The sequence below is a fragment of the Christiangramia sediminicola genome (assembly GCF_031344135.1).
Lineage (GTDB): Bacteria > Bacteroidota > Bacteroidia > Flavobacteriales > Flavobacteriaceae > Christiangramia > Christiangramia sediminicola.
The window spans coordinates 284,355-311,041 of the sequence record NZ_JAVJIU010000001.1 but is presented as its reverse complement, the minus strand read 5'-3'; the positions used below and the strand labels follow the sequence as shown (position 1 = coordinate 311,041).

Genomic DNA, 26,687 nt, shown 5'->3' with positions numbered 1-26,687 from the left:
TTTTTCCTAAGTGCTTTAGCTATATTTACCACATGATTTTGGTAACCGGAGGAACCGGATTGGTAGGTTCCCATCTTTTAATTGAACTTGCCAGCAGGAATAAAAAGCTTAAGGCGATCATGAGGTCTTCCAGTGATCTAACTAAGCTTAGAAAAGTTTTTGGTTATTATGCTGAAAGGTCGGAAGCAGATGATCTCTTCAAGCGAATTGAATGGATAACTGCTGATATTAATGATATTCCGTCATTAAATACTACTTTTGAAAACGTTTCAGAAGTTTATCACTGTGCCGCTTTGGTATCCTTCGATCCTTCCGACGAAAAAAAGCTTAGAAAGATTAATATTGAAGGAACTGCAAATATTGTAAACCTCTGCATTGCAAATAGGGTCAAAAAGCTTTGTTATGTGAGCAGTGTAGCAGCAATTGGTTCATCTTCTAGAAATGGCGGTCTTGATGAGACCGCGAAATGGAATCCCGAAGAAAATCATAATGATTATGCTATCTCTAAATATGGAGCAGAGATCGAAGTATGGAGAGGCACCCAGGAAGGCGTTGACTCGGTAATTGTAAATCCGGGAGTGATCATTGGACCCGGGTTCTGGAATTCTGGCACTGGGAAGATATTTTCAAAAATTGATAAAGGTTTGAAATATCACTTCCCCAAAGTCACGGGATTTGTTGGAGTGAAAGACGTGGTTAAAAGCATAATCCAGCTTATGGATTCTGATGTAAGAAATGAGCAGTTTATTCTTGTTTCTGAAAATATCAGTTTTGAAAAAATTTTAAGAATTTCTGCAGAAGCTATGGACAAGCCTGCACCGAAGAAACAACTCACAAAAAGTATGGTTTTTCTAGGCTGGATATTTCAAAAAATTGGAAGTTTATTTGGAGCTAAAAGGCAGATCACTCGTGAATCTATCCAGGGGTTATTTACAGAAACTCAATTTAATAGTTCAAAGGTCAAAAGTGAATTGAATTTTGAATTTACCCCAATGAAAAATGTTTTAGAAGAGACAGTAAAAATATATAATTCTGAAAAGAATTAAATAGAATCTGTTTCTGTAGAAACTGCCGGAGGAATCAGGCTATCCAATTCTTTTTTATTCAATTTCTCAATTTCTCTTCGCTTAATGGAATCCAGTCGAATGGAATCTCTCAATCTGGGATTCTGCTTTAAGGAATCAATCAACTGAAGAGAATCCTTTTGCGCCTTCATGATGCTATCTTCAATTTTAACTTCGATATCCCTTAGAGAATCCAGTTTACTTTTCATCACCTGAATTCTTGCTTTTACACTATCATAAATACCTTCGTATTGAGTGTAATTTTCAGAATACCAACTGCTGCTTCGTTCAAATTGGAGGCTATCTATTCCGAATTTTTCGTAGATGTAGCTGTCTGGATTTAAACCTGTAGCTTCAAGTTTTTGCTTATTATAATTTCTTGCTGCATGTAGAAGGGAAATTTCGGTAAGCACATCAATCATTTTTGCTTCAGGAATAAGATCGCTGGGCTTTTCAGATTTTTTCAGATCCTGGCAGGATACCGAAAGTATCAGCAAAGCAAAAAATAGAAATATTTTATTCCGATTAACGATCAAAACTTAATCTTTCAGCATTTTGGGTAAATGGAGTATGCTTAAAATTCTTATATACCAGTTTTCCATTCACAAAAGTATGGGTTACACGAGATTTAAAAGTTGTTCCTTCAAAAGGTGACCACTGGCATTTTGAAAATATATTATCTGGTTGTACAGCCCATGGAGAATTTAGATCTACCAAAACAAGATCTGCTTTGTAACCTTCTCTAATAAATCCACGCTTTTCAACATCAAATAAAATTGCAGGATTATGACATGCTTTTTCCACAATTTTCTCCAGAGAAATTTTCCCTTGGTGATGCATTTGAAGCAACGCGGGTAGAGCATGCTGAACTAAAGGTCCGCCACTTGGAGCTTTCGTATACACATTCTTCTTTTCTTCCTTGGTATGGGGTGCATGATCTGTAGCCAGAACATCCAGATGATTATCCAGTAACCCGGCAAGCAATGCTTCCTGATCCTTTTTAGTCTTAACTGCAGGATTCCACTTTATAAGAGTTCCCTTTTTTGCATAATCTGAATCATTGAACCAAAGATGATGTATACATACCTCAGCGGTGATCTTCTTATCCTTCAAAGGTTTCTTATTATTGAAAAGACTTAATTCCTTTGCTGTAGATACATGAAAAACATGTAGTCTCGCACCTGTTTTCTTTGCCAGCGCCACAGCTCTGGAAGAAGATTTATAACAAGCCTCTTCACTCCTTATCTTCGGATGTAATTCGATTGGAATATCATCTCCATAGCGTTCTATACAATCTTCAAGATTCTTTTTGATCGTTGCTTCATCTTCACAATGTGCGGCGATTAAAACAGGAGATTTTTTAAATATCTGTTCTAGGACCTTTTCATCATCTACCAACATGTTTCCGGTAGAAGAGCCAAGAAATAGTTTTAAAGCAGCTACATTTTTTGGATCGATCTTTTCGATCTCACTAAGATTATCATTAGTACCTCCAAACATGAATGAATAGTTCGCATAAGAAGTTTCAGATGCGATCTTGAATTTTGCCTCCAACTCTTCCATATTGGTGGTCTGAGGCAGCGTATTTGGCATCTCAATAAAAGAAGTGATCCCGCCGGCAACTGCAGCTCTGGATCCTGTTTCGATAGATTCCTTATGAGTTAAACCGGGCTCTCTAAAATGCACCTGGTCATCTATTAAACCAGGTAGCAGATAAGTACCTTCAGCATCAAAAATATTTACATCTGGAGATTTCGCACTTATACTTTCAGAAATTTCTGAAATGATTCCGTCTTCTATAAAAACATCACCATCAAAAATTTTTCCTTCGTTTACAATCTTCGCATTCTTGATTAAAACCTTCTTCATTAGACTTTTTTCCTGTTAAACAGACTTTTAAGCTTCATTTTAATTACCCCAAAAACGGCTTCAGAAATTATGGAGCCGCTCATTTTAGACGTTCCCCGGGTTCTATCTGTAAATATTACCGGGACTTCCAAAATTTTAAAATTATGAAGATGAGCTTTGAACTTCATCTCTATCTGGAAAGCATATCCTACAAACTGTATTTTGTTAAGATCTATTGTTTCCAGCACCTCTCTTTTATAACAAACAAAACCTGCAGTAGTATCCTGAATATCCATTCCGGTTACAAACCTTACATATCTGGACGCCAGCCAGGACATTAAAACCCTGTTCATTGGCCAGTTGATCACGTTCACCCCGGTTATATACCTTGAGCCAATTGCAACTGCCGCTCCATCCCTTTTACAAGTGTTATATAATCTTATAAGATCGTTGGGATTATGAGAAAAATCGGCATCCATTTCAAAGATATATTCGTAATCTCTTTTCAATGCCCATTTAAATCCATGAATATAGGCTGTACCTAATCCCTGTTTTCCAACTCTCTCTTCAATGAACAAACTATCAGAAAATTCAGCCTGTAATGTTCTAACCCGGGTTGCGGTACCATCTGGAGAATTATCATCTACTACCAGAATATGAAATTTCCGTCTTTGAGAGAACACGTTCCTAACAATACGTTCTATGTTCTCAATTTCATTAAAGGTGGGTATAATAATTATCCCATTTACCATTCCCGAATATTTTGCACAAATGTATGCAAATTAAAACTTCAAAACTTTAAGTTAAGTCACCGGAATAATGGCCAAAATTTTACATTTGTAAAAATTTATTTCATGCAGGCAACCGAAAGAATTTATGAATATCAGGATTGGATTACCATCATTTTCCTGACATGTTTCTTTCTTCTGGTTCTTGCAAAGCTATTATTTCCTCAGCGTTTCGAGGAATTCACGGCGTTACTCAACTCCGGCAAATTTATAGCCTTTAAAGGAAAAGAGAATAAGGCTTTTCACGCTTTTAACATTTTATTACTAGCGGTTCAGGCACTGGCTGTTTCAGTCTTTCTTTATATAGCTTACAGCTTCTTTTTTGAAACTTCTTCTACTCCACTTATAGTTTTCATTAGAATACTTACCGCTTACTTCTGCCTTATACTTATCAAGGCAGGTGTTGAGAAGATCATTGGGAACGTTTTCGGGTTGGATGATAAGTTTGACTACTATATTTTTCAGAAATTCAGCTACCGGAATTTTATAGCACTTTTTATCCTGGCTGCATCTTTATTTTTAGTTTATACCTTAAATCCCACTTCTCTACTTATAGTTATAATAGGAGTCTCGGCGATTCTGGCAAATACTATTGGCCTGATTATCATATATAGGAGAAATCAAAGTGTGCTTAGCGCTAATTGGTTCTATTTTATTTTGTACCTTTGCGCACTTGAAATCGCCCCTTATATTATTTTGTACAAGCTAATTACAATATAAAAAGGATCTAATAAAGTTTTATATATGAAAGTGAAAACAATTTTGGTTTCTCAGCCTGAACCTAAGGTCGAAAATTCTCCTTATTTCGAGCTAGAGGAAAAGCAAAAAGTTAAAATTGATTTCATCCCCTTTATTCATGTTGAAGGCGTACCTTCTAAGGAAGTAAGGCAACAGAAGGTTGATCTTACAAATTATTCGGCTATCATACTTACCAGCCGAAATGCAGTTGACCATTTCTTTAGAATTGCTGAAGAAATGAGATTTAAAGTGCCGGATACCTTAAAGTATTTCTGTTTAAGTGAAGCTGTTGCTTATTACCTTCAGAAGTATGTAGTATACCGTAAGCGTAAGATCTATGTAGGGAAGAGAACATTTGCAGAATTGGCTCCGCTAATCAAGAAGTATAAGAACGAAAAGTTTCTATTACCTTCTTCAGACATGCTTAAGCCAGATGTGCCAAAGACCTTGAACAAACTTGGTGTAGAATGGAAAAAAGCTGTTTTTTACAGAACGGTAGTTAGTGACCTGTCTCACCTTAAAGATGTGACTTACGATATCCTTGTATTCTTTAGCCCGAGTGGAATTAAGTCTTTATTTGAAAACTTCCCTGATTTTAAACAAAACGATACAAGAATCGCTGTATTTGGTAATACCACTATAAAAGCAGCAAAAGAGCATGGTCTCGTGGTAAATATCAAGGCTCCTACTCCGGAGACTCCAAGTATGACCATGGCAATCAATAAATATATAAGTGAAGTAAATAAGAAGTAATTACTTTCACTATTTTCTAAACATAAAAAATCCGGTCTTTCGACCGGATTTTTTGTTTTCAACATCTAACAAATTAACACTTATTCGACCGGAGCTCCATTCATGATTTCTTCATTTGCATATTCCTCGAACTTACTGAAGTTCTTTCTGAAGAAATTTGAAAGCTCTTTTGCTTTAAGGTCGTAAGCATTCTGATCTTTCCATGTATTTTTAGGATTTAAAACTTCTGAAGGTACGCCTTCACAGGTCTTTGGCATTTGTAATCCAAAAATATCATGCTTTTCATATTCTACATAGTCAAGTTTCCCTTCCAAAGCAGAACTTATCATTTCACGTGTATATTTTAATTTCATTCGGCTACCAACACCGTAAGGTCCACCTGTCCAACCTGTATTTACAAGCCAAACATTTACATTGGCAGCTTTCATTTTTTTGCTTAACATCTCAGCATATTCTGTAGGATGTAAAGGCATAAATGGAGCTCCAAAACAAGCTGAGAAACTAGGTACCGGTTCATCTACACCAGCTTCGGTCCCTGCAACTTTAGCCGTATAACCACTTATAAAATGATAAGCAGCCTGTCCCGGCGTTAGTTTACTTATAGGAGGCAATACTCCAAATGCATCGGCGGTAAGGAAGAAAATATTCTTTGGATTCTCCCCCGTAGATGGCTCCTGGATATTATGAATATGATGTATTGGATAACTTACCCTAGTATTTTGAGTGATCGTAGTATTTTCAAAATCTACATCTCCTTTGGCATCTAGCACAACATTTTCAAGGATCGCACCAGGTTTGATGGCTCGATAAATATCTGGTTCATTCTCTTCTGAAAGATTGATCACTTTTGCATAGCAACCTCCTTCAAAATTGAAAATGGTATTTTCTTCTGTCCAGCCATGTTCATCATCACCTATCAGTTTTCTTTCCGGATCTGCAGAAAGAGTGGTTTTTCCAGTACCTGATAATCCGAAGAAAATGGCAGTATCACCATCTTCACCAACGTTGGCCGAGCAGTGCATTGGTAAGGTATTCTTATAAACAGGTAAAATAAAGTTCAACGCGGAAAAAATTCCTTTTTTGATCTCTCCTGTATAACCGGTTCCACCTATTAAAGCGATCTTTTTGCTGAAATTAAGAATGGCAAAATTCTCCTGTCTGGTTCCATCAACTTCAGGATCTGCTTTAAATCCCGGAGCATTTACAATCAACCAGTCTTCCTTAAAATTGTCCAGCTCTTCATCTCCGGCACGCAAAAACATGTTGAAGGCAAAGAGATTAGACCACGGATATTCATTTACAACTCGAATGTTCAAACGGTATTTGTCGTCTGCACATGCATAAGCATCTCTGGCATAAACTTCTTTCCCATCCAGGTAAGAAGTTACCTTTTTATAAAGTTTATCAAACTTTTCCGGATCAAAAGGGATATTGATATCTCCCCACCATACTTTATCTTTAGTAACCTCGTCTTTTACAATGAATCTATCCTTCGGAGACCTTCCGGTAAACTGTCCGGTATTGACAGCCAAAGCTCCAAATGAGCTTTCAACTCCCATTCCGAGTCTTAAGGTTTCTTCATGTAATTCTTGCGGAGATAGCTGATAGTGTACTGTGACGTTTTTGATCCCGTAATCCTCTAACGAAATCGTTTTCGTAATTTGGGTGTTATCGACCATAAAAAAATCAATTCTGTAGTTTGTTTAGGCGTACAAAAGTAAAAATCTTAAGTAGATAAAACGTTAAACAGTTTTAATTTATTTCTTTTTTAACTTTATGAATTTCAGGAGTAAAATGGCCCAGCCCAGTATTAATAAGGTTCCGCCCAATGGTGTTACTAAAGCTATTAAAGTAAAATCAATTCCGATTATACTTCCAGTGGATAACAGATAGATAGATCCGGAGAAAAGAATCACGCCTAAACAAAAAAGATAAAATATCGTATTCAGTGATTTTTCAGCAAAAGATTTCCAGCTTCCTATAATGAGTAATAAAAATGCATGATACATCTGGAATCTAACACCCGTCTCAAAAGAATTTAAAGATTCAGAAGAAATGGACTCTTTTAGTCCGTGAGCGGCAAATGCTCCTAGAATTACTGCCAATAATCCAAAAACCGCTCCTGTGATCAAAAATTTCCTGTTCATACTTTCAATTTTATTTAACTCAAAGTTTTAATACATTCGTCCAACTACACAAAACTAACTTAATTTATGCGAGAAATTTTAATTGTGGGAGCAGGAAAATCTACCTCTGTTCTCATTAATTACCTGCTACAGCAGGCAGACAAAGAAGATCTTTTTTTAAGGATTGGAGATATAGATTTAGAAAACGCAAAAAAAGCCTGTAATAATCATCCCAAGTGTGAAGCTTTTGAACTGGATGTCTTTAAAGCTGAAAGTAGAGAGCCGGCGATAAAAAGAGCTAATATCGTGATCTCTATGCTACCAGCGAGGTTTCATATAGAGGTTGCCAAAGATTGCCTGAAATTTGGTAAAAATATGGTCACCGCCTCCTATATAAGTGACCAGATGAAAGCCCTGGATGAGGAGGTAAAAGAAAAAGGCCTCGTTTTTATGAATGAAATTGGTGTTGATCCTGGTATAGACCATATGAGTGCGATGCAGGTCATAGATCGTATTCGTGATAAAGGAGGGAAGATCCTTTTATTTGAATCTTTTACTGGCGGTTTGGTTGCTCCTGAAAGTGATAACAATCTCTGGAACTATAAGTTTACCTGGAATCCAAGAAATGTCGTAGTTGCTGGCCAGGGTGGTGTTGCCGAATTTATCCAGGAAGGAAAATATAAATACATTCCTTATCATAGATTATTCCGCAGAACAGAATTTTTAGAAGTTGAAGGTCACGGAAAATTTGAAGGCTACGCCAATAGAAATTCTTTGAAATACCAAAGTATCTACGGCCTGGAAGATGCTCTGACTCTATATAGAGGAACCATTAGAAAAGTAGGTTTCAGCCGAGCATGGAATATGTTCGTGCAGCTGGGAATGACAGATGATAGTTTCGAAATGAAGAATTCAGAAGAGATGAGTTATAGAGATTTCATCAATTCATTTCTGCCCTATTCACCAAGTGATTCAGTAGAATTAAAAGTGCGCCACAACCTGAAGATAGACCAGGATGACATCATGTGGGATAAACTTATTGAACTTGATCTATTTAATCCTGATAAGAAGATCGGAATTAAAAATGCGACACCAGCCCAGGCTCTTCAGAAGATATTAATGGATAAATGGTCTCTTTCTCATGATGATAAAGATATGATCGTGATGTATCACAAATTCGGGTATGAGCTTAATGGAGAGAAAAAACAAATAGATTCAACAATGGTTCATATTGGTGAAGATCAGTCTAAGACTGCCATGGCGAAAACGGTTGGATTACCGGTGGCCCTTGCTACAATTATGATCCTTAATGGAGAAATAAAAACTCCAGGAGTACAATTACCTATTCAAAAAGAGGTTTATGGTCCCCTATTGAAGAAACTCGAGGAGCATGATATCAAATTTGAAGAAAAAGAGACAGAATACTTGGGATATAATCCATTTGGAGAGGTAGGTAATTAAAATTGGAAAGCATTTTTTGTATTTTAGCTTAACGACCAAAAATTTGACCTATGAAAATAGTAAATGATAATGTTAAGCTGGACGGAATTGATAAAACCATTCTCAATTTCCTGATGAAAGATGCTAAAAAACCAATTTTAGAGATAGCAAAGAATATAGGAATAACGGGGGCTGCAGTACATCAGCGACTTAGAAAACTGGAAAAATCTGGTTTAATAGAAGGTTCCAAAATGATGCTGGACGCTCGATTGCTAGGCTATAAAACCATGGCTTTTGTTGGGGTCTACCTGGATAAAGCGGTTAGTAATCCACAAGCCGTGAAAAAACTGAGCGAAATCCCTGAGGTTATTGAGTGTCACTATACCACCGGAAACTGGTCTATATTTTTAAAAATTCTGTGCACAGATAATGAGCATCTAATGAATGTTCTTAATAAAAATATTCAGGCTATAGAGGGTGTTTCAAGAACAGAGACATTCATCTCCTTAAATCAGCAAATAGATAGACAGATTAAGATCTAAAAAGAAAAAGGCTGCTAAAACTAGCAGCCTTTTTCTTTATATCATAAATTCAATTAATCCCTTCCCATAAATAAGCTCACAAAGTATAGTAGCGTAGCCAATGAACCAATAGCAGCAACCACATAGGTTCTGGCAGCCCATTTTAATGAATCTTCAGCTGCATCATGTTCAGCAGCAGTTAACATATTTTCAGTTTCCAGCCATACTAAAGCTCTTTTACTAGCATCATATTCTACCGGCAAAGTGATAAAACTGAATAAGGTCCCCATACCATACATAATAATTCCGATAAGTAAAACGGTTTGCCCTACTCCAACACCTACCATGGTCATAAGTATTAATCCTCCAAATATCGCCCATTGCGATAGTTTAGAAGCTACACTAACAACCGGTACCAGCTTACTTCTCATTTGCAACCAGCTATATGCTTTAGCGTGTTGCACTGCGTGACCACATTCGTGTGCCGCAACTGCCGCCGCAGCAGCATTTCTTTGAGAATACACACCTTCACTAAGATTTACTGTTTTCTTAGAAGGGTTATAGTGGTCTGATAACATACCCGGAGTTGAGATCACTTTTACATCTGTGATTCCATTGTCACGAAGCATTTTTTCAGCGATCTCCTTACCGCTCATCCCATTTTGAAGATGAACCTTGGAATACTTCTTAAATTTACTTTTGAGCTTATTGCTCACGTACATACTTACAATGAATATAAGTCCTGCAATTATATAATATCCTAACATCGTGTTTTAAGTTTGTCGGTTTAAATGAGGATTAAATATATCAAAAATCTAGCCATTAGAATTACATGACAGACCTTAGAAACCAAAGCTCACGTTAATAATTATTAAAACTCTCTGAATGAATTTCAAAATAGTCGCTTTATATTTCACAAATTCAGATATTAGCTATATTTGCAACGATTAATAAAAATCAGCTATGCAATACGAAAGAATACTTTTAAAACTATCAGGAGAAGCTCTAATGGGAAACCGCCAATATGGCATCGATCCGGAGCGACTGGCAGAATATGCCGCAGAAATCAAATCGGTAGTTGATAAAGGTGTTGAATTAGCGATCGTAATTGGAGGAGGAAACATTTTTAGAGGTGTGGCCGGTGCAAGTCGCGGAATGGACCGTGTACAGGGAGACCATATGGGAATGCTAGCCACAGTAATCAACGGACTTGCTTTACAAAGCGCCCTTGAAGATGCAGACATTCAGACCAGATTACAATCGGCGATAAAAATAAATGAAGTAGCAGAACCTTTTATTCGTCGTAAGGCGATAAGACATCTGGAAAAAGGCAGGGTAGTGATCTTTGGAGGAGGAACCGGAAACCCTTACTTCACCACAGATTCAGCTGCAGTTTTAAGAGCAATCGAAATCAAGGCAGATGTGATCTTAAAAGGTACACGTGTAGATGGGATCTATACTTCAGATCCAGAAAAAGACAAAGGAGCAACCAAATTCGATTTCATTACATTTGAAGATGTAATCAAAAAAGGACTTAAGGTAATGGACACTACTGCTTTTACATTAAGCCAGGAAAACGAATTACCAATTATAGTTTTCGATATGAATAAACCAGGCAACTTGCTTAAAGTGGCTACCGGAGAACGTGTTGGAACAAAAGTGAACTTATAAATCTCAAATTGTAAATCAGATTAAAAATGGATGAAGTTGAATTTATTATAGAAGAAGCAAAAGAAGGAATGGAAAAAGCCATTTCGCATCTTAAAAAACAACTTTCAAATATACGTGCCGGAAAAGCCAGCCCAAATATGCTTGGTAGCGTGATGGTTGAATATTACGGATCTCAAACTCCGCTTCAACAGGTGGCAAACGTAAATACTCCAGATGCCAGAACCCTATCTATTCAGCCTTTCGAAAAAAGTATGATCCACGAAATTGAAAAAGGGATCATGATGGCAAATCTTGGCTTCAACCCAATGAATAATGGTGAAAGCGTGATCATTAATGTACCACCACTTACTGAGGAAAGAAGAAAACAACTATCTAAACAGGCAAAAGCTGAAGCAGAAGATGCAAAGGTTGGTGTTAGAAATGATAGAAAACAGGCTATGCAGGAATTGAAAAAGCAGGATATATCTGAAGATCTTCTAAAAAGTTCAGAAGAAGATGTTCAGGAACTAACAAATTCCTACATCGAGAGAATCGATAAAATTCTTGCCGTAAAAGAAACAGAGATCATGACCGTATAATGGTCTTCAACCCACATAAGTTTGCCGGTTTGAATCTGATAACAACTCAGATTTAATCCGGCATTTTTATTTATAGCCACCAAACTAGCATGCGAAATTCCCTAATTTTATTTTTTATTTTAATTGCCTCGAATCTTTTCGGGCAAACGCTTATTCCGGGAAAGGTTATAAATAAAGAAACAAGAGAGCCACTCGCCTATGCTGAAATTCAGCTAAAAAAAGGGAATCAATTACTCACTAATATAGACGGAAGTTTCGAACTGAGACTTACAGGAGATTCAGATAGTCTCCAGGTATCTTATGTTGGTTTCCAAACCATCAATATCCAGATTAGCAAAGCCACAAGGTATCTTCAAATAGGAATGACCCCTAAATATGAAGAGCTTGAAACCGTAATGATCTCTGATGGCCCGAATCCTGCCGAAGAACTCATCAGGAGGGCGATAGAACAAAGAGATTCCAACGATCCCGAAAAAGTCCTGAAAGGTTACAAGTACAAGTCCTACACTAAATTCATTATCGATAATGAATTCAATAGTATCTCGTTGCAGGCAGATTCTACTTCTTCTACAATGCAGACTATTATTAACGAGGGAAGAGCTTATCTGTCTGAAAAAGTTGCCGAGCATTCATATTCATCCAACAGCGGTAGACGCGAGGATGTTATAGGGATCGAGACGGCTGGATTCAAAAAGCCGGTATATAATGTACTGGCCATGGAAGTGAATCCATTCTCCCTATATCAGAGGGATTATGAATTGTACAAAACCAAATATGCGGGACCTCTTGCCAATAACGCCCTACGAAATTATGATTATCAGATACTTGATACCATAGATTCAGAAAGGCCGGCATATATGGTCTATTTCAAACCTAAAAGGGAGCAGATCGTAGCCGGACTTGAAGGAATTTTATACCTGGATACAGAAAGCCTTTCAATTCAGAAAGCCATCGCACAATTACTTGGAGCTATCAAACTGGAGGTTACCCATAATTACAAATACTATCCGGAAAAAGAATTGTGGTTCCCCTCTGAACAGATCACCAGAATTAGACCTGGAGCTGGCGGTAAGGAAATCTCAGTCTTTGGCGGAACAATTTCAGTTGGCGCAGTTCAAAAAGGTAAAGGATTACTCAATAATGTTTTCGGCTCAAAGACAACATCTAATAATGATCTGTACCTAAATTCTACTACCAGGAATTATGATATCGATCTTGAATATAATGCTGATGTAAAAAGGTCTGATGCTGATATTTATGTTGATTCAGAATCCACAAACAGGGACAAAGATTTCTGGAAGAAGAACAGAAAGATCGAATTCTCTTCCAGGGATGAGGCTACAAAAGCGAAAGTGGACAGTCTAATTGAAGCAGGGGATGTAGAGCGGAAGATCGAGATCAAAAAGGCGATGGCTTCTGGCTACTATCCTATTGGTTTCTGGGATCTTGATCTAAGTAAGATCTTTAAATTCAATAATTATGAAGGTATAAGGTTAGGTTTTGGTGGTAAAACTAACGACAGGCTTTCAGACAATTTCAATATTAACGGATATACTACCTACGGCTTTAAGGATGAAGTGATCAAGTATGGCCTGGGGACACAGATCTATCTTAATAAACAGAACGGTACTTTCCTGAACTTCAATTTTTCTAGAGACATCAAGGAAGTGGCCTCTTTCACCTATTTAAAAGGCCAGAACACGTTTTCTATTCTGGAACCAAGATTCGTGAATATCAATTTCTTTTATAATTACAGAAGATATTCTGCCGGGCTTGAACATCGCTTCACCCCTAATTTTGATACGCAATTAAGGATCTCCAGGGAAGATATCTGGCAAACCAAAGAATATAGTTATGTAAATAATTCAGAAGAATTTCAGGATTACGATCTAACAACGGCGACATTTTCATTTTTATGGAGGCCCTTTTCCAGGTTTTTAAATACGCCTGATGGCAATATCATTCTTGAAAAAGACTTCCCTCAATTCACCGGGCAGGTAGAACAATCCTTTTCAGTATTTGATGGAGACTTTGAATTCACCAGGCTTGGATTAAAAGCAGAACATGAGATCAAGAGGCTGGACAATTCCAGAACCGAATTTATACTGGAAGGAAATTATGCTTTTGGAGACATCCCTTTAACCCACGCGTTTCATTCCTACCCCAATAACCCCAATAGGAGCAGCATTTTTAGAAGGTTTTCGGTAGCTGGAAGAAATAGTTTTGAAACTATGTATTTTAATGAATTCTATAGTACAAGTCAGGCGATGCTGCATGTAAGACATCAATTGAGGCCATTCAAAATTTCGAACAGCTTTCAACCTGAACTGGTTTTCATATCCAGGCATGCCATAGGAGATTTTGAAGATCCTGAAAAACATCAGAATGTGAGTTTCAATACGCTGGAACATGGATATTCTGAAGCGGGCCTTGAACTTAATAAGCTATTTGCCGGTTTTGGTTTAAGTACAGCCTATAGATATGGCGCTTACCACCTTCCCACCTTCAAAGAAAACTTCAGTTTTAAATTCACCCTTCAGCTACAACTTTAATATTTCGCAGATTAATCATTTAATTACAAACTATTTAAACTTCCTTTTTTTACCTTTGCGCCGCTAAAATGAAGCCATGCAAAAGATCTTTAGCTTTGGATTCTGGAACTCCATTGCCAGCCTTATTTTAAGGAATAGAATTGTAATCATTATCCTCATTGGGATAGCGACTTTTCTACTTTCTACCCAATGGAAAAACATGCGTTTTTCTTACACCGAGGCGAATCTAATGCCAGACGATCACGAGGTAAATATTAATTACAATGATTTCCTTGATAAGTTTGGCGAGGAAGGTAATCTTATTCTCTTAGGTGTTCAGGATTCCGCTTTATTTACTCCTGAAAAATTCAAAGCCTGGAACGAACTAACAGATAGCCTTACTAAATTTCCAGAGGTAGACCAGATCATTTCTCCGGCTAGTCTTCAGGAATTAAAGAAGTTTGAAGATCCGAAGCGTTTTGAAATGGTTCCCGTTCTTCAAAATGATTCGCCAGACGCTTCCGAATTGAAGGAGTTTGAAAACAAGCTTTTTACAGCGCTACCATTCTACGAGAACCTTGTATACAGCTCACATTCTAACACGATACAATCTGCATTATATCTAAATAAGGAGCTGGTAAATACAAAGGCCAGAAAGATATTTGTACTGGAAGAACTTGATCCTTTAATTGAAGAATTTGAGGATACCTATGATATTGACGTAAGGGTTTCCGGAATGCCATATATCAGGACATTAAATGCCCAAAATATCGTAGATGAAATTGGGCTTTTTATTCTTGCCGCACTTCTAGTAACATCTCTTATTTTCTTTTTCTTTTTCAGATCTATCAGAGCAACCATCATCTCCATGGTCACAGTTTCTATTGGAGTAATGTGGGCATTTGGTTTTATTGGTCTTCTGCATTATGAGATCACTATTCTTACGGCATTGATACCGCCACTAATTATCGTAATAGGAATTCCTAACTGTATTTTCCTGATCAATAAATATCAGCAGGAAATTAAAAAACACGGGAATCAGGCGAAGTCTTTACAGCGTGTGATCACTAAAGTTGGTAATGCTACTTTAATGACGAATGTTACCACGGCTTCAGGATTTGCAACCTTTATCCTTACCGACAGTCAATTATTGAGGGAATTTGGTGTTGTAGCCTCTATAAACATTCTGGCGATATTCGTTTTAAGTCTATTGATCATCCCGGTAATTTATAGCTATTTAAATCCGCCAAAAGACAGGCATTTAAAACATCTCAACAAAAGATGGATCGGTGGCTTTGTGAACTGGATGGAAAACATGGTTCGTAACCACAGAATTGCGATCTACATATCTTCAATTGCTCTATTAGTCTTGAGCATTATAGGAATTTATACCATCAAAGTTTCAGGAAGTATTCTTGAAGATATGCCTCAAAACACTCAATTTTACAAGGATGTAAAATTCTTCGAAAGTGAATTTGACGGGGTTATGCCTTTGGAAATTCTAATCGACACCAAAAGACCGAAAGGAGTTTTGAAACTTTCCACTTTAAAAAGGATGGAAGAACTTGAGAATTTCATTCAGGAAATCCCGGAGCTTTCAAAACCTTTATCGGTTAACAGAATAGTAAAATATTCTAAGCAGGCTTATTACAACGGGAATCCAAAATATTACCAGTTACCTTCAAGTCAGGAACGAAATTTCATCATGCCTTACGCAAAAAGTCTTTCTTCAAACGAAGGGATCATGCAATCTTATGTAGATTCAACCGGGCAATACGCAAGGATTACGACTTTTATGAAAGACGTTGGAACTGAAAAAATGGAAGAGATCGAAAATGATCTTTTACCGCAGATCAAAAAAGTATTTCCTGAAGAACGTTATGATGTTTCAATAACCGGTAGAGCATTACTATTTCAGAAAGGAACCAATTACCTCGTAAAGAACCTGATCATTTCATTAGGCCTTGCCATTTTATTGATTGCAGGTTTAATGGCATGGATGTTCAGAAGTTTTAGAATGATACTTATCTCGTTAGTTCCCAACTTACTTCCACTGCTGGTAACAGCCGGAGTAATGGGCTTCCTTGGCGTACCAATAAAACCTTCAACAATATTAGTATTTAGTATCGCCTTCGGAATTTCGGTAGATGACACTATTCACTTCCTGGCGAAATACAGGCAGGAATTAAAAGCCAATAACTGGAAAATAAAGCGTTCAGTTTATGCTGCGCTGAAAGAAACCGGAGTGAGCATGTTCTATACGTCTATTGTACTTTTCTTCGGATTTTCGGTATTTATGATCAGTAGTTTTGGTGGAACGGTTGCGCTTGGAGGACTGGTTTCTGCTACCTTACTATTCGCAATGCTGGCTAACCTCCTTCTTTTACCATCTCTACTTCTATCTCTTGAAAGAAGTATAGCTAACAAAAAGACTTTAAAGGAGCCATCAATGAAGATCATTGAGACCGAAGAAGACGAGAATAATTATAAATCTGAGGAGCAAAAGAATTAAAATGTTAATAAAACAGCCTGCTTGCTAAGCTACAGGCGAAAAACTATCTTTGTTTATTCTAAATTTTAACTAAATGATACAAGCAAAAATCGCTGAAATACTGGAAAGCGATCAGTTTTTACAGGAATACCATATTCAAGGTTGGGTGCGCTCTTTCAGGAGCAATAGATTTATCGCACTTAATGATGGTTCAACCCTAAAAAACCTTCAGTGTGTTATCGATTTTGAAAATACTGATGAAGACCTCATAAAGAGAATTAATATTGGTGCAGCCATTTCTATAAAAGGTACTTTAAAAGAAAGCCAGGGAAGCGGACAGCGTGTAGAAATCGAAGTTACAGAGATCAAGATTCTTGGTGACGCTAATCCAGAAGAGGTAAAACTTACCATTCTTTCGCCTAAGAAACATAGTCTTGAGAAGTTGCGTGAACAGGCTCATTTAAGAGTTCGCACCAACACTTTTGGAGCGGTTATGAGAGTTAGAAGTAAACTGTCTTTTGCCGTTCACCAATATTTTCAGCAGAAGAATTTTTATTATGTAAATACTCCAATTATTACGGGTAGTGACGCCGAAGGTGCAGGAGAAATGTTCAGAGTTTCTGCATTAGATATGAAGAATCCACCAAAGAATGAAGATGGAAGCATCAATTACAAGGAAGATTTCTTCGGGAAAGAAACAAATCTTACCGTTTCCGGACAGCTGGAGGCAGAAACTTTTGCTTTAGGATTAGGCCAGGTTTATACTTTTGGACCAACATTTAGAGCTGAAAATTCTAATACTTCCCGTCACCTTGCAGAATTCTGGATGATCGAGCCAGAAGTAGCCTTCTGTGATCTTGACCAGAACATGGATCTTGCGGAAGATTTCATAAAATATGTGCTTAGGTATGTTATCGAGAACTGTAAAGAAGATCTTGAATTCCTTGCTGAAAGACAGGAAAGTGAAGATAAGCTTAAGCCAAAAGCAGAACGTAGCGAAATGAACCTTCTTGAGAAATTGAATTTTGTACTAGACAACAATTTCAAAAGAGTAAGCTATACAGAAGCTATTGAGATTCTTAAGAATTCTAAGCCAAACAAAAAGAAGAAATTCAATTATATTATTGAAGAATGGGGAGCAGATCTTCAAAGTGAACACGAAAGATACCTTGTTGAAAAACATTTTAAATCTCCGGTAATTTTATTTGATTATCCAGCCAAGATCAAGGCATTCTACATGAGATTGAACGAGGATGGCAAAACTGTTAGAGCAATGGATATCCTTTTCCCTGGTATCGGAGAGATCGTGGGAGGAAGTCAGCGTGAGGAGCGACTGGACGTTTTAAAAGAAAAAATGGCTGAGCTTGATATACCTGAAGAAGAATTATGGTGGTATCTTGACACTCGTAAGTTCGGAACCTGTGTACATAGTGGATTTGGATTAGGTTTTGAAAGACTGGTACAGTTCACCACAGGTATGGGAAATATTAGAGACGTAATTCCTTTCCCTCGTACGCCGCAAAACGCAGAATTTTAATTCTTTGAAAATACTTGAATCGCATATAGTTCCTGCAATCTCTGAAAAAATTAGGTTGCAGGAATATGCGGTTTCTATCTTCACATCTGTTACTACGCGTAGCGGTATCAAAAAAGCCATCAAAAAAAATCTTTTACTAATTAATGGCGAAATTGCACAAACAGGAGACTGGATCAAAGAAGATCAGAAAATCGATCTCTTGAAGGAGACCCATTCAGAAAAAAGGATCTTCAAGCTCAATTTTGAGGTTTTATTTGAAGATGAGTTTTTAGCTGTCGTTCATAAACCTCCAGGATTTCCAACCAGTGGAAATTATTTCAAAACCATTGAAAACGCCTTACCTCATAATTTATCCCGATCAAAAGAGATCGATGCGCTCACCAATCCATTACCCGCACATAGATTAGACAACCCTACTTCAGGTATATTGCTTTGTGCAAAAACAAGGAACAGTTTAATTCAACTTCAGGAAGCTTTTGCGCAAAAAGATATTCAGAAAACTTATTATGCGGTGGTCAATGGAAAAATTAAAAATAAGTTACAGTTTGATTCAGAAATTGAAGGAAAGAAAGCCTTGACAGAAGTAAATTCGATCAAAAAATTTAAAATTGATCAGCAAGATTATACGCTGGTAAAATTAAATCCGTTAACTGGAAGAACCCATCAATTGAGAATCCATTTAAGCGAAAATTACACTCCCATAGTTGGTGATCAGATTTACGGAAAAGATGAAAATAAATATTTTAAAGGGAAGAATTTATATCTGTTCGCGGGTGATATTTCTTTTGAGCATCCGGCCACAAAAGAGCAAATGAAATTCAATCTGCAACTGCCTAAAAAATTCAGGAACCTAGACTATTACAGGGCGCATTAACAAAATTTTACCACAAACATAAGATGTGCCAAAGTCGAGTTGGCCTCTATTTTCCTTATTTTTGTTAGACAAGCAAAAATTTATGCTAAAGCAACAATTAAATTTTAAATTATCTCAGAAGCTATCTCCGCAGCAGATCCAGCTCATGAAACTTATTCAACTGCCTACACAAGCATTTGAACAAAGGATCAAGGAAGAACTGGAAGAAAATCCTGCATTGGAAGATGGGAAGGAAGAGCGAATAGATGAGTATGATGATCTGGGAAATGAAAATTCTGAAGACGATTACGATAACGAAACAATAGAAACTGAGATTGATGTTGATGAATATCTCAGTGATGACGAAATCCCAAGTTATAGATTAAATGCAAATAATTACAGCCCGGATGATGATGACAAGCAAGTACCATATGCTGCCGGAACTTCATTTACTCAGCATTTAAAAACACAATTAAGCACTTTCAGATTTGAGGAAATTGAACAGGAGATCGCAGAATTTCTTGTTGGTAGTGTTGATGAAAGTGGATATATAAGAAGAAGCGTCCAGGATATTGTGGATGATCTTGCATTTACACAGAACGTTTATACAGACGAAGAAACAGTAGAAAAGGTTCTGATGAAAGTTCAGAAATTAGATCCGGCAGGAGTTGGTGCAAGAAGCCTGGAAGAATGTCTTTTAATCCAGTTGAATAGAAAAGAACCTACAAAACAGGTGGAACTGGCAACTGACATCATGGAAAGGTCTTTTGATCATTTCAGTAAAAAGCATTACAAAAAATTATTATCGCGTCATGATATTTCTGAAGATGAACTTCGCGATGCTATCGAGGTTATTGAGCATCTAAACCCAAAACCGGGTGGTGCTTATTCCGGAAATACAAGAATGGTTGAACACGTGATCCCAGATTTTACGATCAAGATAGAGGATGGTGAACTACAACTTACTCTTAACGGAAGAAACGCACCCGAAATGCATATTTCCAGGGATTATAATAATATGCTGAAAGGCTATAAAGAATCTAAGGAGAAAACAAAAGCGCAAAAAGATGCGGTAATGTTCATCAAGCAGAAACTTGATGCTGCCAAATGGTTTATCGAAGCGATTAAGCAGCGTCAGCAGACTTTAATGGTTACGATGAGTTCTATTATGAATTACCAGAAAGAATACTTCCTAACTGGTGATGAGCGTAATTTGAGACCTATGATCCTGAAGGATATTGCTGATGAGATCGAGATGGATGTTTCTACAGTTTCCAGGGTTGCAAATTCTAAATATGTAGACACTCCTTATGGAACTAAACTGATCAAGGAATTTTTCTCTGAATCTATGACGAATGATCAAGGTGAGGAAGTTTCTACAAGAGAGATCAAGAAGATCCTGGAAATGTCTATTGACGAAGAGAATAAGCGTAAACCTCTTACCGATGAAAAACTTGCGAAAGTATTAAAGGATAAAGGTTACCCGATTGCCCGTAGAACCGTGGCAAAATACAGAGAACAGTTAGACATTCCAGTTGCGAGATTGCGTAAAGAAATTTAATGAAATTAATACTTAAGCTTGCCTCTTATCTATTTCACCCTCTCTGGATGCCATTCCTGGGAAGTCTTTTTTATTTCCTGTTAATTCCCAGATATTTTCCTGAAGAGATCGTAAAGGCAAAGCTTATGGCTATTGCAATAATCACCATTTTTATTCCGATAGTTTTTTATTTTCTACTGAAGAATTTAGGAAAAGCCAGTAATATTTTTCTAAGTGAAGTCAAAGAGAGAAGATGGCCATTATTTTTCTTCAGCCTGTTGTGCTTTATGGTACTTCACCAGATCCTGAATATTTATAATTATCCGGGACTCCACTATTATTTTATCGGAATATTGGTTTCGGCCCTTATCAGCTATATTTTCACATGGCTGAATGTTAAGGCTAGTTTGCATATGGTTGGAATGTCAGGATTACTGATGTTCGTTGTAGGCTTTTGTATCTACTTTCATCTGTATTTCATTTACACCATTAGCTTCCTTATTATTGCTACGGGGCTAACTGCATCATCAAGGTTATACAATAAAGCTCATTCTTCCGGAGAGCTGATAATTGGTTTTCTTGTTGGAGCAATTCCTCAGATCTTGGTGTTCAGTCTTTGGATCAAAGAATATAGAATGTCAGACCTATTTTCAGTGTAGACAGATCAATTTTCTCACCATCTAGCTCAGCATCTTTAAAGAATGGATTTAAAGCATAGTAAAACTGAAAATTGAAAGTATTGTAGCCAAAGGTAAAAGTTGCTCCTAAACGAAACCTATTCAGCTCAGGCAAGTCATTTACGATTACTTCCTGCGCAGGATCTTTATAGCGACTTCTGAAGTTATACATATAGCCTAGTCGCACTCCGGAGTAAATACGCCAGAATTTATAGGTTTCCGGAGTAGAAGTTCTCCACCTAAATTCAATAGGAGCCTCAATTAATTGAGTAGTGAATCTATTTCTGGAATAATCTTCATTATTCTCAAGACTCATAAAATTAGTTGAGCCGTCTTCATTTTTCCCGATAAAAAGGTTTTGACCATAGGTATTAATAGACCAACCCACACCAATTCCTAATGCTATATTTCGTCTTTCATTTAGCGGAAGGTCTCTTATTACTCCTATATTCAAACCGCCCGAAAAACTTTCCTGATCTATGGCTGATGGCCTGTTAGTAACCAGGTTAAAATGAAAGCCTGCATAAAATTGGTCTTCTCTATATAAACTATCTATAGAGAATGGCAGAGTATCAGGTATTTTATTGCGCTCTTCATCTTGCGCCCGAAGGAATAACGGGCTGATTAGCACAAACAGGGCCAGTAATTTTTGAAGTTTCATTTATAACTCAGATCTAAAGTTTAAATATAAAAAAACATCCTGTCTGGATTACCCAAACAGGATGCTTTATATAATTAAATCGAAAAGATTATTCTACGTTCTGCTGAGCATCACCCACTACAGTTGTGTAGTTGATCTTTAATGCTTCGGCTTTACGCAATTCTTGTTTGATATCTGAAACAAGACCCATATTAGTCTCTTCATCTACTTTTAATGCAGTAGTTAAGTAAGGGATTAATTCTTCCCTTTTAGACTCTCTTTCAGAATAGATAAATTGCTGTACTTCTTCAACACTCGCAAATTTATCATTTAACTGAATACGGGCTTCTGTTCCATATTTAGCCTGGTATCTTTTGCTCGGTTTCCCGGCGTAGATATACATGATCAAATCTTTCTTGTCAAGCTTTTCAACCTGATCTGCGAACGGTAATTTGTTTTCAATCATTAAAGTATTGTCACGCATTACAGTTGCAACCATAAAGAAAAATAAGAGCATGAAAACGATATCAGGTAAAGATGCCGTACTAATAGCGGGCAATTCTCCAGACTTTTTCTTTTTAAATTTAGACATAATTAAAGTCGTTTTCGTTTGTTAAAAGCTCTAGCTTTTTGGTTCGGCTTCAGATAATTTCTGAGGAATCATATCCTGAATTACATCGATCTTCTCTTTTAAGGCTTCTTTATCGCCATTAAAACTAGGATCATTATAATTCTTCTCCATCTGAACGAAAGTCATACCATACGTTCTCTGAGCTTCACGATCTCTAAGCTGGTTGTATGCAGCCACAAGTTCGTTTTGTACAGCGATATATGTTCCGTACTCCGTTCCTCTGTTGTTCATCAATGAGATAATGGCCTTCTGAGGATTCACAGATGATGCAGGATCTTTAGCACCTTGACAGAAGCTACAAGCTTCATCTCCAGTACCCGCACCGTTATCTAAGAACTCAACAGCTGCTTCCTGAAGTTCAGAAAGCTCCATCTCTTCCTCTTCTACCAATAGTTGGTTATTACTGTTAACCTCTACTGTAAAAATATTACGTTGTTTAATAATCGGAGGCTCAACGTCTTCAGGTTGCCATTGCGGCAATTTCCTACTTATCCCGCTATCTGTTTCAATGGTAGTAGTTACCAGGAAAAAGATAAGAAGTAAGAAGGCAATGTCCGCCATAGAACCCGCGTTGACTTCCGGTGCTGATCTCTTTGCCATATTATTTAGCCAATTTTTTAATTCCAGAGAATACCATCGCAGCGATAGCTATTCCGGCAAGGATGTAGAAGGTGATTAAACCTGCTCCAACCCAATGATCACCAGATGCTGAAAGCATAGTACCGTCCTTAAGTTCTTTTGCTGTACCGTCACTTAACACGTAAGCAACGACTACGATCACTAAAAATGATCCTATAGCAATAATAGTGTTCTTAATATTACCTCTGAATAAACCTACGATCACAAATATTCCAACTAGCACGATAACGGCTAATAGAACCAAGTAAGCAATCCACATGTAAGGGTCTAAATGACTACCCTGAAGGTCTGCCGAGGCTTTAATGGCATCGTCACCGGTAGCGATAATCCTTCCCAGAAGGATCATCCCTATCACACCAATAACAAGTGCCAGATATTTTAATATTTTATGTAAGGTCATAATTTACTTTGTCTTAGATTCTTTTTTTATTCTTGTAAGCTACTAACATATCGATAAGAAGGATAGAAGCATCTTCCATATCGTTAACGATACTGTCTATCTTAGCAATGATATAGTTGTAGAAAATCTGAAGAATAATCGCAACGATCAAACCAAATACTGTAGTAAGAAGTGCTACTTTAATACCTCCTGCCACAAGTGATGGCTGCATATCTCCTGCTGCTTCAATACGGTCAAAAGCCTGAATCATCCCGATTACAGTACCCATAAACCCAAGCATAGGAGCTAATGCGATAAATAAAGAAACCCAAGATACGTTCTTCTCAAGTTGTCCCATTTGAACACCTCCGTAAGCAACAACCGCTTTTTCAGCAGCTTCGATGCTTTCGTCAGCTCTATCAAGTCCTTGATAGTAGATAGAAGCAACAGGACCTTTTGTATTTCTACAAACTTCTTTAGCTGCTTCAATACCACCACTATTAAGTGCATCCTCAACATTCTGAGCAAGCTTTCTAGTGTTAGTAGTTGAAAGATTTAAAAAGATAATTCTCTCAATGGCGATTGCCAGTCCAAGAATTAAACACAATAGAACGATCCCCATAAAGGCAGGACCACCTTCGATGAAACGTTTTTTAAGCTCCTGGTGAAAACCAAGTTCTTCTTCTTCCAATTCATCACCGGCTGCTGCTTCCTCGTCATCCTGTACAAAGGTCACAATCGTTCCTGGCAAAGTATTAGCGCTGTTAGCCGCCTGTAGATTGTAGGTTCCAAGAACCGTAATCGCGGCGATTACCAAAATAGAAAATAATCTTTTCATTACTGTTTGTCTTAATTTAATTAGTTAAAGGGTTAAAGATATAAATTATTTTTAATAAAACACTTAGCAGAGAGGAAGGGATTCGAACCCTCGATACGCTTGTGACGTATACACACTTTCCAGGCGTGCGCCTTCGACCACTCGGCCACCTCTCTGTTTCTTGTTTCGGGGCGGCAAATAACAAAAAAAAACCGTTCCCGTCAAGTATGACACCGTTAATTTTAGGACATTTCGCCCCTTAATGAAGTTTCAAAAATAGTCTTGAATACTTTAGGAGACAAATCCTTTCCTAATAAGTACATTAATTTTGAGACCGCAGCCTCTGTAGTGATATCCTTTCCAGAGACCACTCCTATTCGTTTTAATCCCACGCTAGTTTCGTATTGACCCATCGTGACACTCCCTGCCACACACTGAGTTACGTTTACAACGCTTAATCCATTTTTGATCTTTTCTTTTAAGATATTCAGAAACCACGGAGCATTTGGCGCATTACCACTTCCAAAAGTTTCTATTACAACTCCCTTCAAATTTGGCTTGGATAATATATACTCTACCGTGCTTTCACTTATTCCAGGAAAAATCTTTAAAACCAGCACTTCATTATTAAAACCGGTATGCAATTTCGTTTTTTGCTTGCGGTTTGGTTTCCACAAAGCTTTGTAGTTTACTGATAGATATACACCAGATTCTGCCAGGGCCGGATGATTCATGGATGAAAATGCCTGGAAATGTTCGGCATTTATCTTCGTTGTTCTATTGGCACGGTATAATTTATATTCAAAATATAATCCAACTTCCGAGATCACCGGCTTTCCATTTTTCTGTAAACCTGCGATCTGAATACTTGTAATCAAATTCTCCTTAGCATCTGTTCTAAGATCTCCAATAGGTAATTGTGAACCTGTAAAAATGATTGGCTTGGTTAAGTTTTCAAACATAAAACTTAAGGCAGAAGCGGTATAAGACATGGTATCACTACCATGAAGCACTACAAATCCATCATATAAATCATAATGATCATTGATAGTCCCTGCGATTAATTCCCAGTAAGCCGGGTTCATATTGGAAGAATCTATAGGATCATCAAAACTTAAAGTTTCGATATCATGCTCCAGGATCTTCAGCTCAGGAATGTTTTGTAAAAGCTCATCAAAATTGAAAGCTTTCAAAGCCCCAGAATCGTAATCTTTGATCATACCAATGGTACCACCGGTATAAATAAGTAGTATTCTAGACCTATTCTTCATTCAAAGACATTTTATTGATCACCGGGTTTGCATACATCAATAAATAACTGTTCAGGGCAAGTGGATTCTTCACATCTACCCTTCTGCTTATTCGTCTATCAAACTGTCTTTTCTCCTTTTCGGTATATTCATCTACAAATCTCTCCTCGTTCTTGAGAAGATCGTAAGCGATGTAATTTGATGGCCATAACTTATAATTCCTGTAAATGGCTTTATCTATTAAAGAGGCAACCTCTTTTAGCTGATCATTAATAGAAAGTTCTTTCTTTCTGATCTCTTCAAAATCATCTTCTGTAATTACTTTTCCAGCATTTATCTGTATACGTCCCTTTTGCCCCATCGCTCCCTGCATGATACTATTGAAATCTTCATTGGCCGACTTCTTATATTCCTCCTTCATTCTTTTAGCCAGAACTTCAGGCATCTTAAGCATATCTGTAGGATCAAATTCATAAGACATTGCTATTGGAACGATCTTCATCTTGGCGAAATAATCTAGAACATCAAGATCTCCTTTGGCCATTCCTACCATTTTCAGAACTCCCTGTTGTGTAAAATCGTTACCATCCTTAGTTCTTCCTTCACGTTGAGCCATCCAAACGGAACGGTCCTCCTCAAATAGCAATTGCCTGATGTATTCTGAAAGTCTCATTGAACTTTTCAGCATTTCACGCGGACTCTGATTTCTCTGCACAAGGAAATTCCTGTTCAACTTAGATAAAGCCATTAAGAAGGGCTTTTGAACCAGGTTATCTCCAATTGCCGAAGCAGTCATGGTTAGATCGTGATCGTGCAGCGTGTAATTGATAAGCGAAGTATCCAGAATAATATCGCGGTGATTGGATATATAAAAGTAAGTTTCTGAAGATTCCAGATCATCGAATCCGCCATCTGTCAAACCTTCACTAGTTTTCTCCAAAACCTTCTCAACGGTGAGATAGATCACCTTGCTTTGAAAGTCTGAAATGGAATGGCATTCCTTTAAAATCGCCTCTATATCTCCAGATTTCAACTCCGGAAAAGTAAATTGTAGTAAGGCTTTTACCATAGGATGCTTCATATATTCCTGCAAAGCAGGATTCACTTCCTCATCCTTGTAAAATCTTATATCGTCAAAATTCTGCACCTATATCTAAAATTAATTCAACAAATGA

26 protein-coding genes and 1 tRNA gene are annotated in these 26,687 nt (G+C 37.3%); 13 read left to right on the top strand and 14 right to left on the bottom strand.

The window, feature by feature from the left end; genetic code table 11:
* Positions 1–32: 32 nt before the first annotated feature.
* The gene (locus tag RE431_RS01475) at positions 33–1,046 is read left to right on the top strand and encodes an NAD-dependent epimerase/dehydratase family protein (RefSeq protein WP_309560187.1); all 1,014 of its coding nucleotides are present in this window, start codon (positions 33–35) and stop codon (positions 1,044–1,046) included.
* On the opposite strand, the gene RE431_RS01470 is transcribed toward RE431_RS01475, so the two are convergent.
* Genes RE431_RS01470 through RE431_RS01460 form a run of 3 tightly spaced genes read right to left on the bottom strand, consistent with a single transcriptional unit; the run spans position 1,043 to position 3,664 of the window.
* Positions 1,043–1,561, bottom strand: a complete 519-nt coding sequence (locus RE431_RS01470; RefSeq protein ID WP_309560186.1) for a DUF4296 domain-containing protein — start codon at positions 1,559–1,561, stop codon at positions 1,043–1,045. The two genes, RE431_RS01475 and RE431_RS01470, sit on opposite strands and share 4 nt — an antisense overlap.
* Before the next feature lie 28 nt (positions 1,562–1,589).
* On the bottom strand, positions 1,590–2,933 hold the full coding sequence (locus tag RE431_RS01465) for a dihydroorotase (RefSeq protein WP_309560185.1): 1,344 nt from the start codon (positions 2,931–2,933) through the stop codon (positions 1,590–1,592).
* Complete coding sequence (locus RE431_RS01460) at positions 2,933–3,664, bottom strand: polyprenol monophosphomannose synthase (RefSeq protein WP_309560184.1); 732 nt, start codon at positions 3,662–3,664, stop codon at positions 2,933–2,935. The genes RE431_RS01465 and RE431_RS01460 overlap by 1 nt, the downstream gene beginning before the upstream one ends.
* Positions 3,665–3,766: 102 nt before the next feature.
* Here RE431_RS01460 and RE431_RS01455 point away from each other — a divergent pair, with 102 nt between their 5' ends.
* A complete protein-coding gene (locus RE431_RS01455; protein WP_309560183.1) occupies positions 3,767–4,420 on the top strand; it encodes a DUF4271 domain-containing protein in 654 nt (217 codons plus the stop codon).
* A gap of 24 nt (positions 4,421–4,444) precedes the next feature.
* On the top strand, positions 4,445–5,191 hold the full coding sequence (locus RE431_RS01450) for a uroporphyrinogen-III synthase (RefSeq protein ID WP_309560182.1): 747 nt from the start codon (positions 4,445–4,447) through the stop codon (positions 5,189–5,191).
* Positions 5,192–5,271: 80 nt separating this feature from the next.
* On the opposite strand, the gene pckA is transcribed toward RE431_RS01450, so the two are convergent.
* Together pckA and RE431_RS01440 are read right to left on the bottom strand one after the other, a co-directional pair.
* The gene (gene pckA, locus RE431_RS01445; RefSeq protein ID WP_309560181.1) at positions 5,272–6,870 is read right to left on the bottom strand and encodes a phosphoenolpyruvate carboxykinase (ATP); all 1,599 of its coding nucleotides are present in this window, start codon (positions 6,868–6,870) and stop codon (positions 5,272–5,274) included.
* Positions 6,871–6,948: 78 nt separating this feature from the next.
* Complete coding sequence (locus tag RE431_RS01440; protein WP_309560180.1) at positions 6,949–7,338, bottom strand: DUF423 domain-containing protein; 390 nt, start codon at positions 7,336–7,338, stop codon at positions 6,949–6,951.
* A 66-nt stretch (positions 7,339–7,404) separates the two neighbouring features.
* Here RE431_RS01440 and RE431_RS01435 point away from each other — a divergent pair, with 66 nt between their 5' ends.
* Positions 7,405–8,778 carry a saccharopine dehydrogenase family protein gene (locus tag RE431_RS01435; RefSeq protein WP_309560179.1) on the top strand — a complete coding sequence of 458 codons (1,374 nt, stop codon included), beginning with the start codon at positions 7,405–7,407 and terminating at the stop codon, positions 8,776–8,778.
* Between the two features lie 50 nt (positions 8,779–8,828).
* Positions 8,829–9,299, top strand: a complete 471-nt coding sequence (locus RE431_RS01430; protein ID WP_309560178.1) for an Lrp/AsnC family transcriptional regulator — start codon at positions 8,829–8,831, stop codon at positions 9,297–9,299.
* A gap of 53 nt (positions 9,300–9,352) precedes the next feature.
* On the opposite strand, the gene RE431_RS01425 is transcribed toward RE431_RS01430, so the two are convergent.
* Complete coding sequence (locus RE431_RS01425) at positions 9,353–10,045, bottom strand: zinc metallopeptidase (protein WP_309560177.1); 693 nt, start codon at positions 10,043–10,045, stop codon at positions 9,353–9,355.
* Between the two features lie 196 nt (positions 10,046–10,241).
* Here RE431_RS01425 and pyrH point away from each other — a divergent pair, with 196 nt between their 5' ends.
* The 8 genes from pyrH (at position 10,242) to RE431_RS01385 (ending at position 21,138) form a co-directional block, all read left to right on the top strand.
* Complete coding sequence (gene pyrH, locus RE431_RS01420; RefSeq protein ID WP_309560176.1) at positions 10,242–10,949, top strand: UMP kinase; 708 nt, start codon at positions 10,242–10,244, stop codon at positions 10,947–10,949.
* A 26-nt stretch (positions 10,950–10,975) separates the two neighbouring features.
* On the top strand, positions 10,976–11,527 hold the full coding sequence (gene frr / locus RE431_RS01415) for a ribosome recycling factor (protein ID WP_309560175.1): 552 nt from the start codon (positions 10,976–10,978) through the stop codon (positions 11,525–11,527).
* Between the two features lie 89 nt (positions 11,528–11,616).
* Positions 11,617–14,079: a DUF5686 family protein gene (locus tag RE431_RS01410; RefSeq protein ID WP_309560174.1), complete on the top strand. Its 2,463-nt coding sequence runs from the start codon at positions 11,617–11,619 to the stop codon at positions 14,077–14,079.
* Positions 14,080–14,155: 76 nt separating this feature from the next.
* On the top strand, positions 14,156–16,570 hold the full coding sequence (locus RE431_RS01405; RefSeq protein WP_309560173.1) for an efflux RND transporter permease subunit: 2,415 nt from the start codon (positions 14,156–14,158) through the stop codon (positions 16,568–16,570).
* Between the two features lie 73 nt (positions 16,571–16,643).
* A complete protein-coding gene (gene asnS, locus RE431_RS01400) occupies positions 16,644–18,086 on the top strand; it encodes an asparagine--tRNA ligase (RefSeq protein WP_309560172.1) in 1,443 nt (480 codons plus the stop codon).
* A 4-nt stretch (positions 18,087–18,090) separates the two neighbouring features.
* Positions 18,091–18,960 (top strand): RluA family pseudouridine synthase, encoded by an 870-nt coding sequence (locus RE431_RS01395; RefSeq protein ID WP_309560171.1) that lies wholly within the window; start codon positions 18,091–18,093, stop codon positions 18,958–18,960.
* Between the two features lie 82 nt (positions 18,961–19,042).
* Entirely contained in the window at positions 19,043–20,500 is a 1,458-nt protein-coding gene (gene rpoN, locus RE431_RS01390) for an RNA polymerase factor sigma-54 (protein WP_309560170.1), read from the top strand.
* On the top strand, positions 20,500–21,138 hold the full coding sequence (locus RE431_RS01385) for a hypothetical protein (protein ID WP_309560169.1): 639 nt from the start codon (positions 20,500–20,502) through the stop codon (positions 21,136–21,138). The genes rpoN and RE431_RS01385 overlap by 1 nt, the downstream gene beginning before the upstream one ends.
* Here RE431_RS01385 and RE431_RS01380 read toward each other — a convergent pair.
* The 8 genes from RE431_RS01380 to RE431_RS01345 all read right to left on the bottom strand — a co-directional run bounded on the left by RE431_RS01380 (position 21,101) and on the right by RE431_RS01345 (position 26,659).
* Positions 21,101–21,817 carry a porin family protein gene (locus RE431_RS01380; protein WP_309560168.1) on the bottom strand — a complete coding sequence of 239 codons (717 nt, stop codon included), beginning with the start codon at positions 21,815–21,817 and terminating at the stop codon, positions 21,101–21,103. The two genes, RE431_RS01385 and RE431_RS01380, sit on opposite strands and share 38 nt — an antisense overlap.
* A gap of 88 nt (positions 21,818–21,905) precedes the next feature.
* Positions 21,906–22,388 carry an ExbD/TolR family protein gene (locus RE431_RS01375; RefSeq protein WP_309560167.1) on the bottom strand — a complete coding sequence of 161 codons (483 nt, stop codon included), beginning with the start codon at positions 22,386–22,388 and terminating at the stop codon, positions 21,906–21,908.
* A 30-nt stretch (positions 22,389–22,418) separates the two neighbouring features.
* Positions 22,419–23,027 carry a biopolymer transporter ExbD gene (locus tag RE431_RS01370; RefSeq protein WP_309560166.1) on the bottom strand — a complete coding sequence of 203 codons (609 nt, stop codon included), beginning with the start codon at positions 23,025–23,027 and terminating at the stop codon, positions 22,419–22,421.
* A gap of 1 nt (position 23,028) precedes the next feature.
* Entirely contained in the window at positions 23,029–23,466 is a 438-nt protein-coding gene (locus RE431_RS01365; RefSeq protein ID WP_309560165.1) for a hypothetical protein, read from the bottom strand.
* 13 nt (positions 23,467–23,479) lie between these two features.
* Positions 23,480–24,283, bottom strand: coding sequence for a MotA/TolQ/ExbB proton channel family protein (locus tag RE431_RS01360; RefSeq protein ID WP_309560164.1), 804 nt, complete (start codon positions 24,281–24,283; stop codon positions 23,480–23,482).
* A gap of 67 nt (positions 24,284–24,350) precedes the next feature.
* Positions 24,351–24,438, bottom strand: a tRNA-Ser gene (locus RE431_RS01355).
* 66 nt (positions 24,439–24,504) lie between these two features.
* On the bottom strand, positions 24,505–25,533 hold the full coding sequence (locus tag RE431_RS01350) for an asparaginase (protein ID WP_309560163.1): 1,029 nt from the start codon (positions 25,531–25,533) through the stop codon (positions 24,505–24,507).
* Positions 25,523–26,659, bottom strand: coding sequence for a 1-acyl-sn-glycerol-3-phosphate acyltransferase (locus RE431_RS01345; RefSeq protein ID WP_309560162.1), 1,137 nt, complete (start codon positions 26,657–26,659; stop codon positions 25,523–25,525). The genes RE431_RS01350 and RE431_RS01345 overlap by 11 nt, the downstream gene beginning before the upstream one ends.
* Positions 26,660–26,687: the final 28 nt, after the last annotated feature.

What these genes read in the sequence shown, in the direction of transcription:
- RE431_RS01405 (WP_309560173.1), top strand. Translation starts at nt 14,156, where the DNA reads ATGCAAAAGATCTTTAGCTTTGGATTCTGGAACTCCATTGCCAGCCTT.
- frr (WP_309560175.1), top strand. Translation starts at nt 10,976, where the DNA reads ATGGATGAAGTTGAATTTATTATAGAAGAAGCAAAAGAAGGAATGGAA.
- RE431_RS01360 (WP_309560164.1), bottom strand. Translation starts at nt 24,283, where the DNA reads ATGAAAAGATTATTTTCTATTTTGGTAATCGCCGCGATTACGGTTCTT.
- RE431_RS01455 (WP_309560183.1), top strand. Translation starts at nt 3,767, where the DNA reads ATGCAGGCAACCGAAAGAATTTATGAATATCAGGATTGGATTACCATC.
- RE431_RS01350 (WP_309560163.1), bottom strand. Translation starts at nt 25,533, where the DNA reads ATGAAGAATAGGTCTAGAATACTACTTATTTATACCGGTGGTACCATT.
- RE431_RS01410 (WP_309560174.1), top strand. Translation starts at nt 11,617, where the DNA reads ATGCGAAATTCCCTAATTTTATTTTTTATTTTAATTGCCTCGAATCTT.
- RE431_RS01435 (WP_309560179.1), top strand. Translation starts at nt 7,405, where the DNA reads ATGCGAGAAATTTTAATTGTGGGAGCAGGAAAATCTACCTCTGTTCTC.
- RE431_RS01430 (WP_309560178.1), top strand. Translation starts at nt 8,829, where the DNA reads ATGAAAATAGTAAATGATAATGTTAAGCTGGACGGAATTGATAAAACC.
- RE431_RS01380 (WP_309560168.1), bottom strand. Translation starts at nt 21,817, where the DNA reads ATGAAACTTCAAAAATTACTGGCCCTGTTTGTGCTAATCAGCCCGTTA.
- pckA (WP_309560181.1), bottom strand. Translation starts at nt 6,870, where the DNA reads ATGGTCGATAACACCCAAATTACGAAAACGATTTCGTTAGAGGATTAC.
- RE431_RS01425 (WP_309560177.1), bottom strand. Translation starts at nt 10,045, where the DNA reads ATGTTAGGATATTATATAATTGCAGGACTTATATTCATTGTAAGTATG.
- RE431_RS01475 (WP_309560187.1), top strand. Translation starts at nt 33, where the DNA reads ATGATTTTGGTAACCGGAGGAACCGGATTGGTAGGTTCCCATCTTTTA.
- RE431_RS01440 (WP_309560180.1), bottom strand. Translation starts at nt 7,338, where the DNA reads ATGAACAGGAAATTTTTGATCACAGGAGCGGTTTTTGGATTATTGGCA.
- pyrH (WP_309560176.1), top strand. Translation starts at nt 10,242, where the DNA reads ATGCAATACGAAAGAATACTTTTAAAACTATCAGGAGAAGCTCTAATG.
- RE431_RS01375 (WP_309560167.1), bottom strand. Translation starts at nt 22,388, where the DNA reads ATGTCTAAATTTAAAAAGAAAAAGTCTGGAGAATTGCCCGCTATTAGT.
- RE431_RS01450 (WP_309560182.1), top strand. Translation starts at nt 4,445, where the DNA reads ATGAAAGTGAAAACAATTTTGGTTTCTCAGCCTGAACCTAAGGTCGAA.
- RE431_RS01385 (WP_309560169.1), top strand. Translation starts at nt 20,500, where the DNA reads ATGAAATTAATACTTAAGCTTGCCTCTTATCTATTTCACCCTCTCTGG.
- RE431_RS01460 (WP_309560184.1), bottom strand. Translation starts at nt 3,664, where the DNA reads ATGGTAAATGGGATAATTATTATACCCACCTTTAATGAAATTGAGAAC.
- RE431_RS01465 (WP_309560185.1), bottom strand. Translation starts at nt 2,933, where the DNA reads ATGAAGAAGGTTTTAATCAAGAATGCGAAGATTGTAAACGAAGGAAAA.
- rpoN (WP_309560170.1), top strand. Translation starts at nt 19,043, where the DNA reads ATGCTAAAGCAACAATTAAATTTTAAATTATCTCAGAAGCTATCTCCG.
- asnS (WP_309560172.1), top strand. Translation starts at nt 16,644, where the DNA reads ATGATACAAGCAAAAATCGCTGAAATACTGGAAAGCGATCAGTTTTTA.
- RE431_RS01365 (WP_309560165.1), bottom strand. Translation starts at nt 23,466, where the DNA reads ATGACCTTACATAAAATATTAAAATATCTGGCACTTGTTATTGGTGTG.
- RE431_RS01370 (WP_309560166.1), bottom strand. Translation starts at nt 23,027, where the DNA reads ATGGCAAAGAGATCAGCACCGGAAGTCAACGCGGGTTCTATGGCGGAC.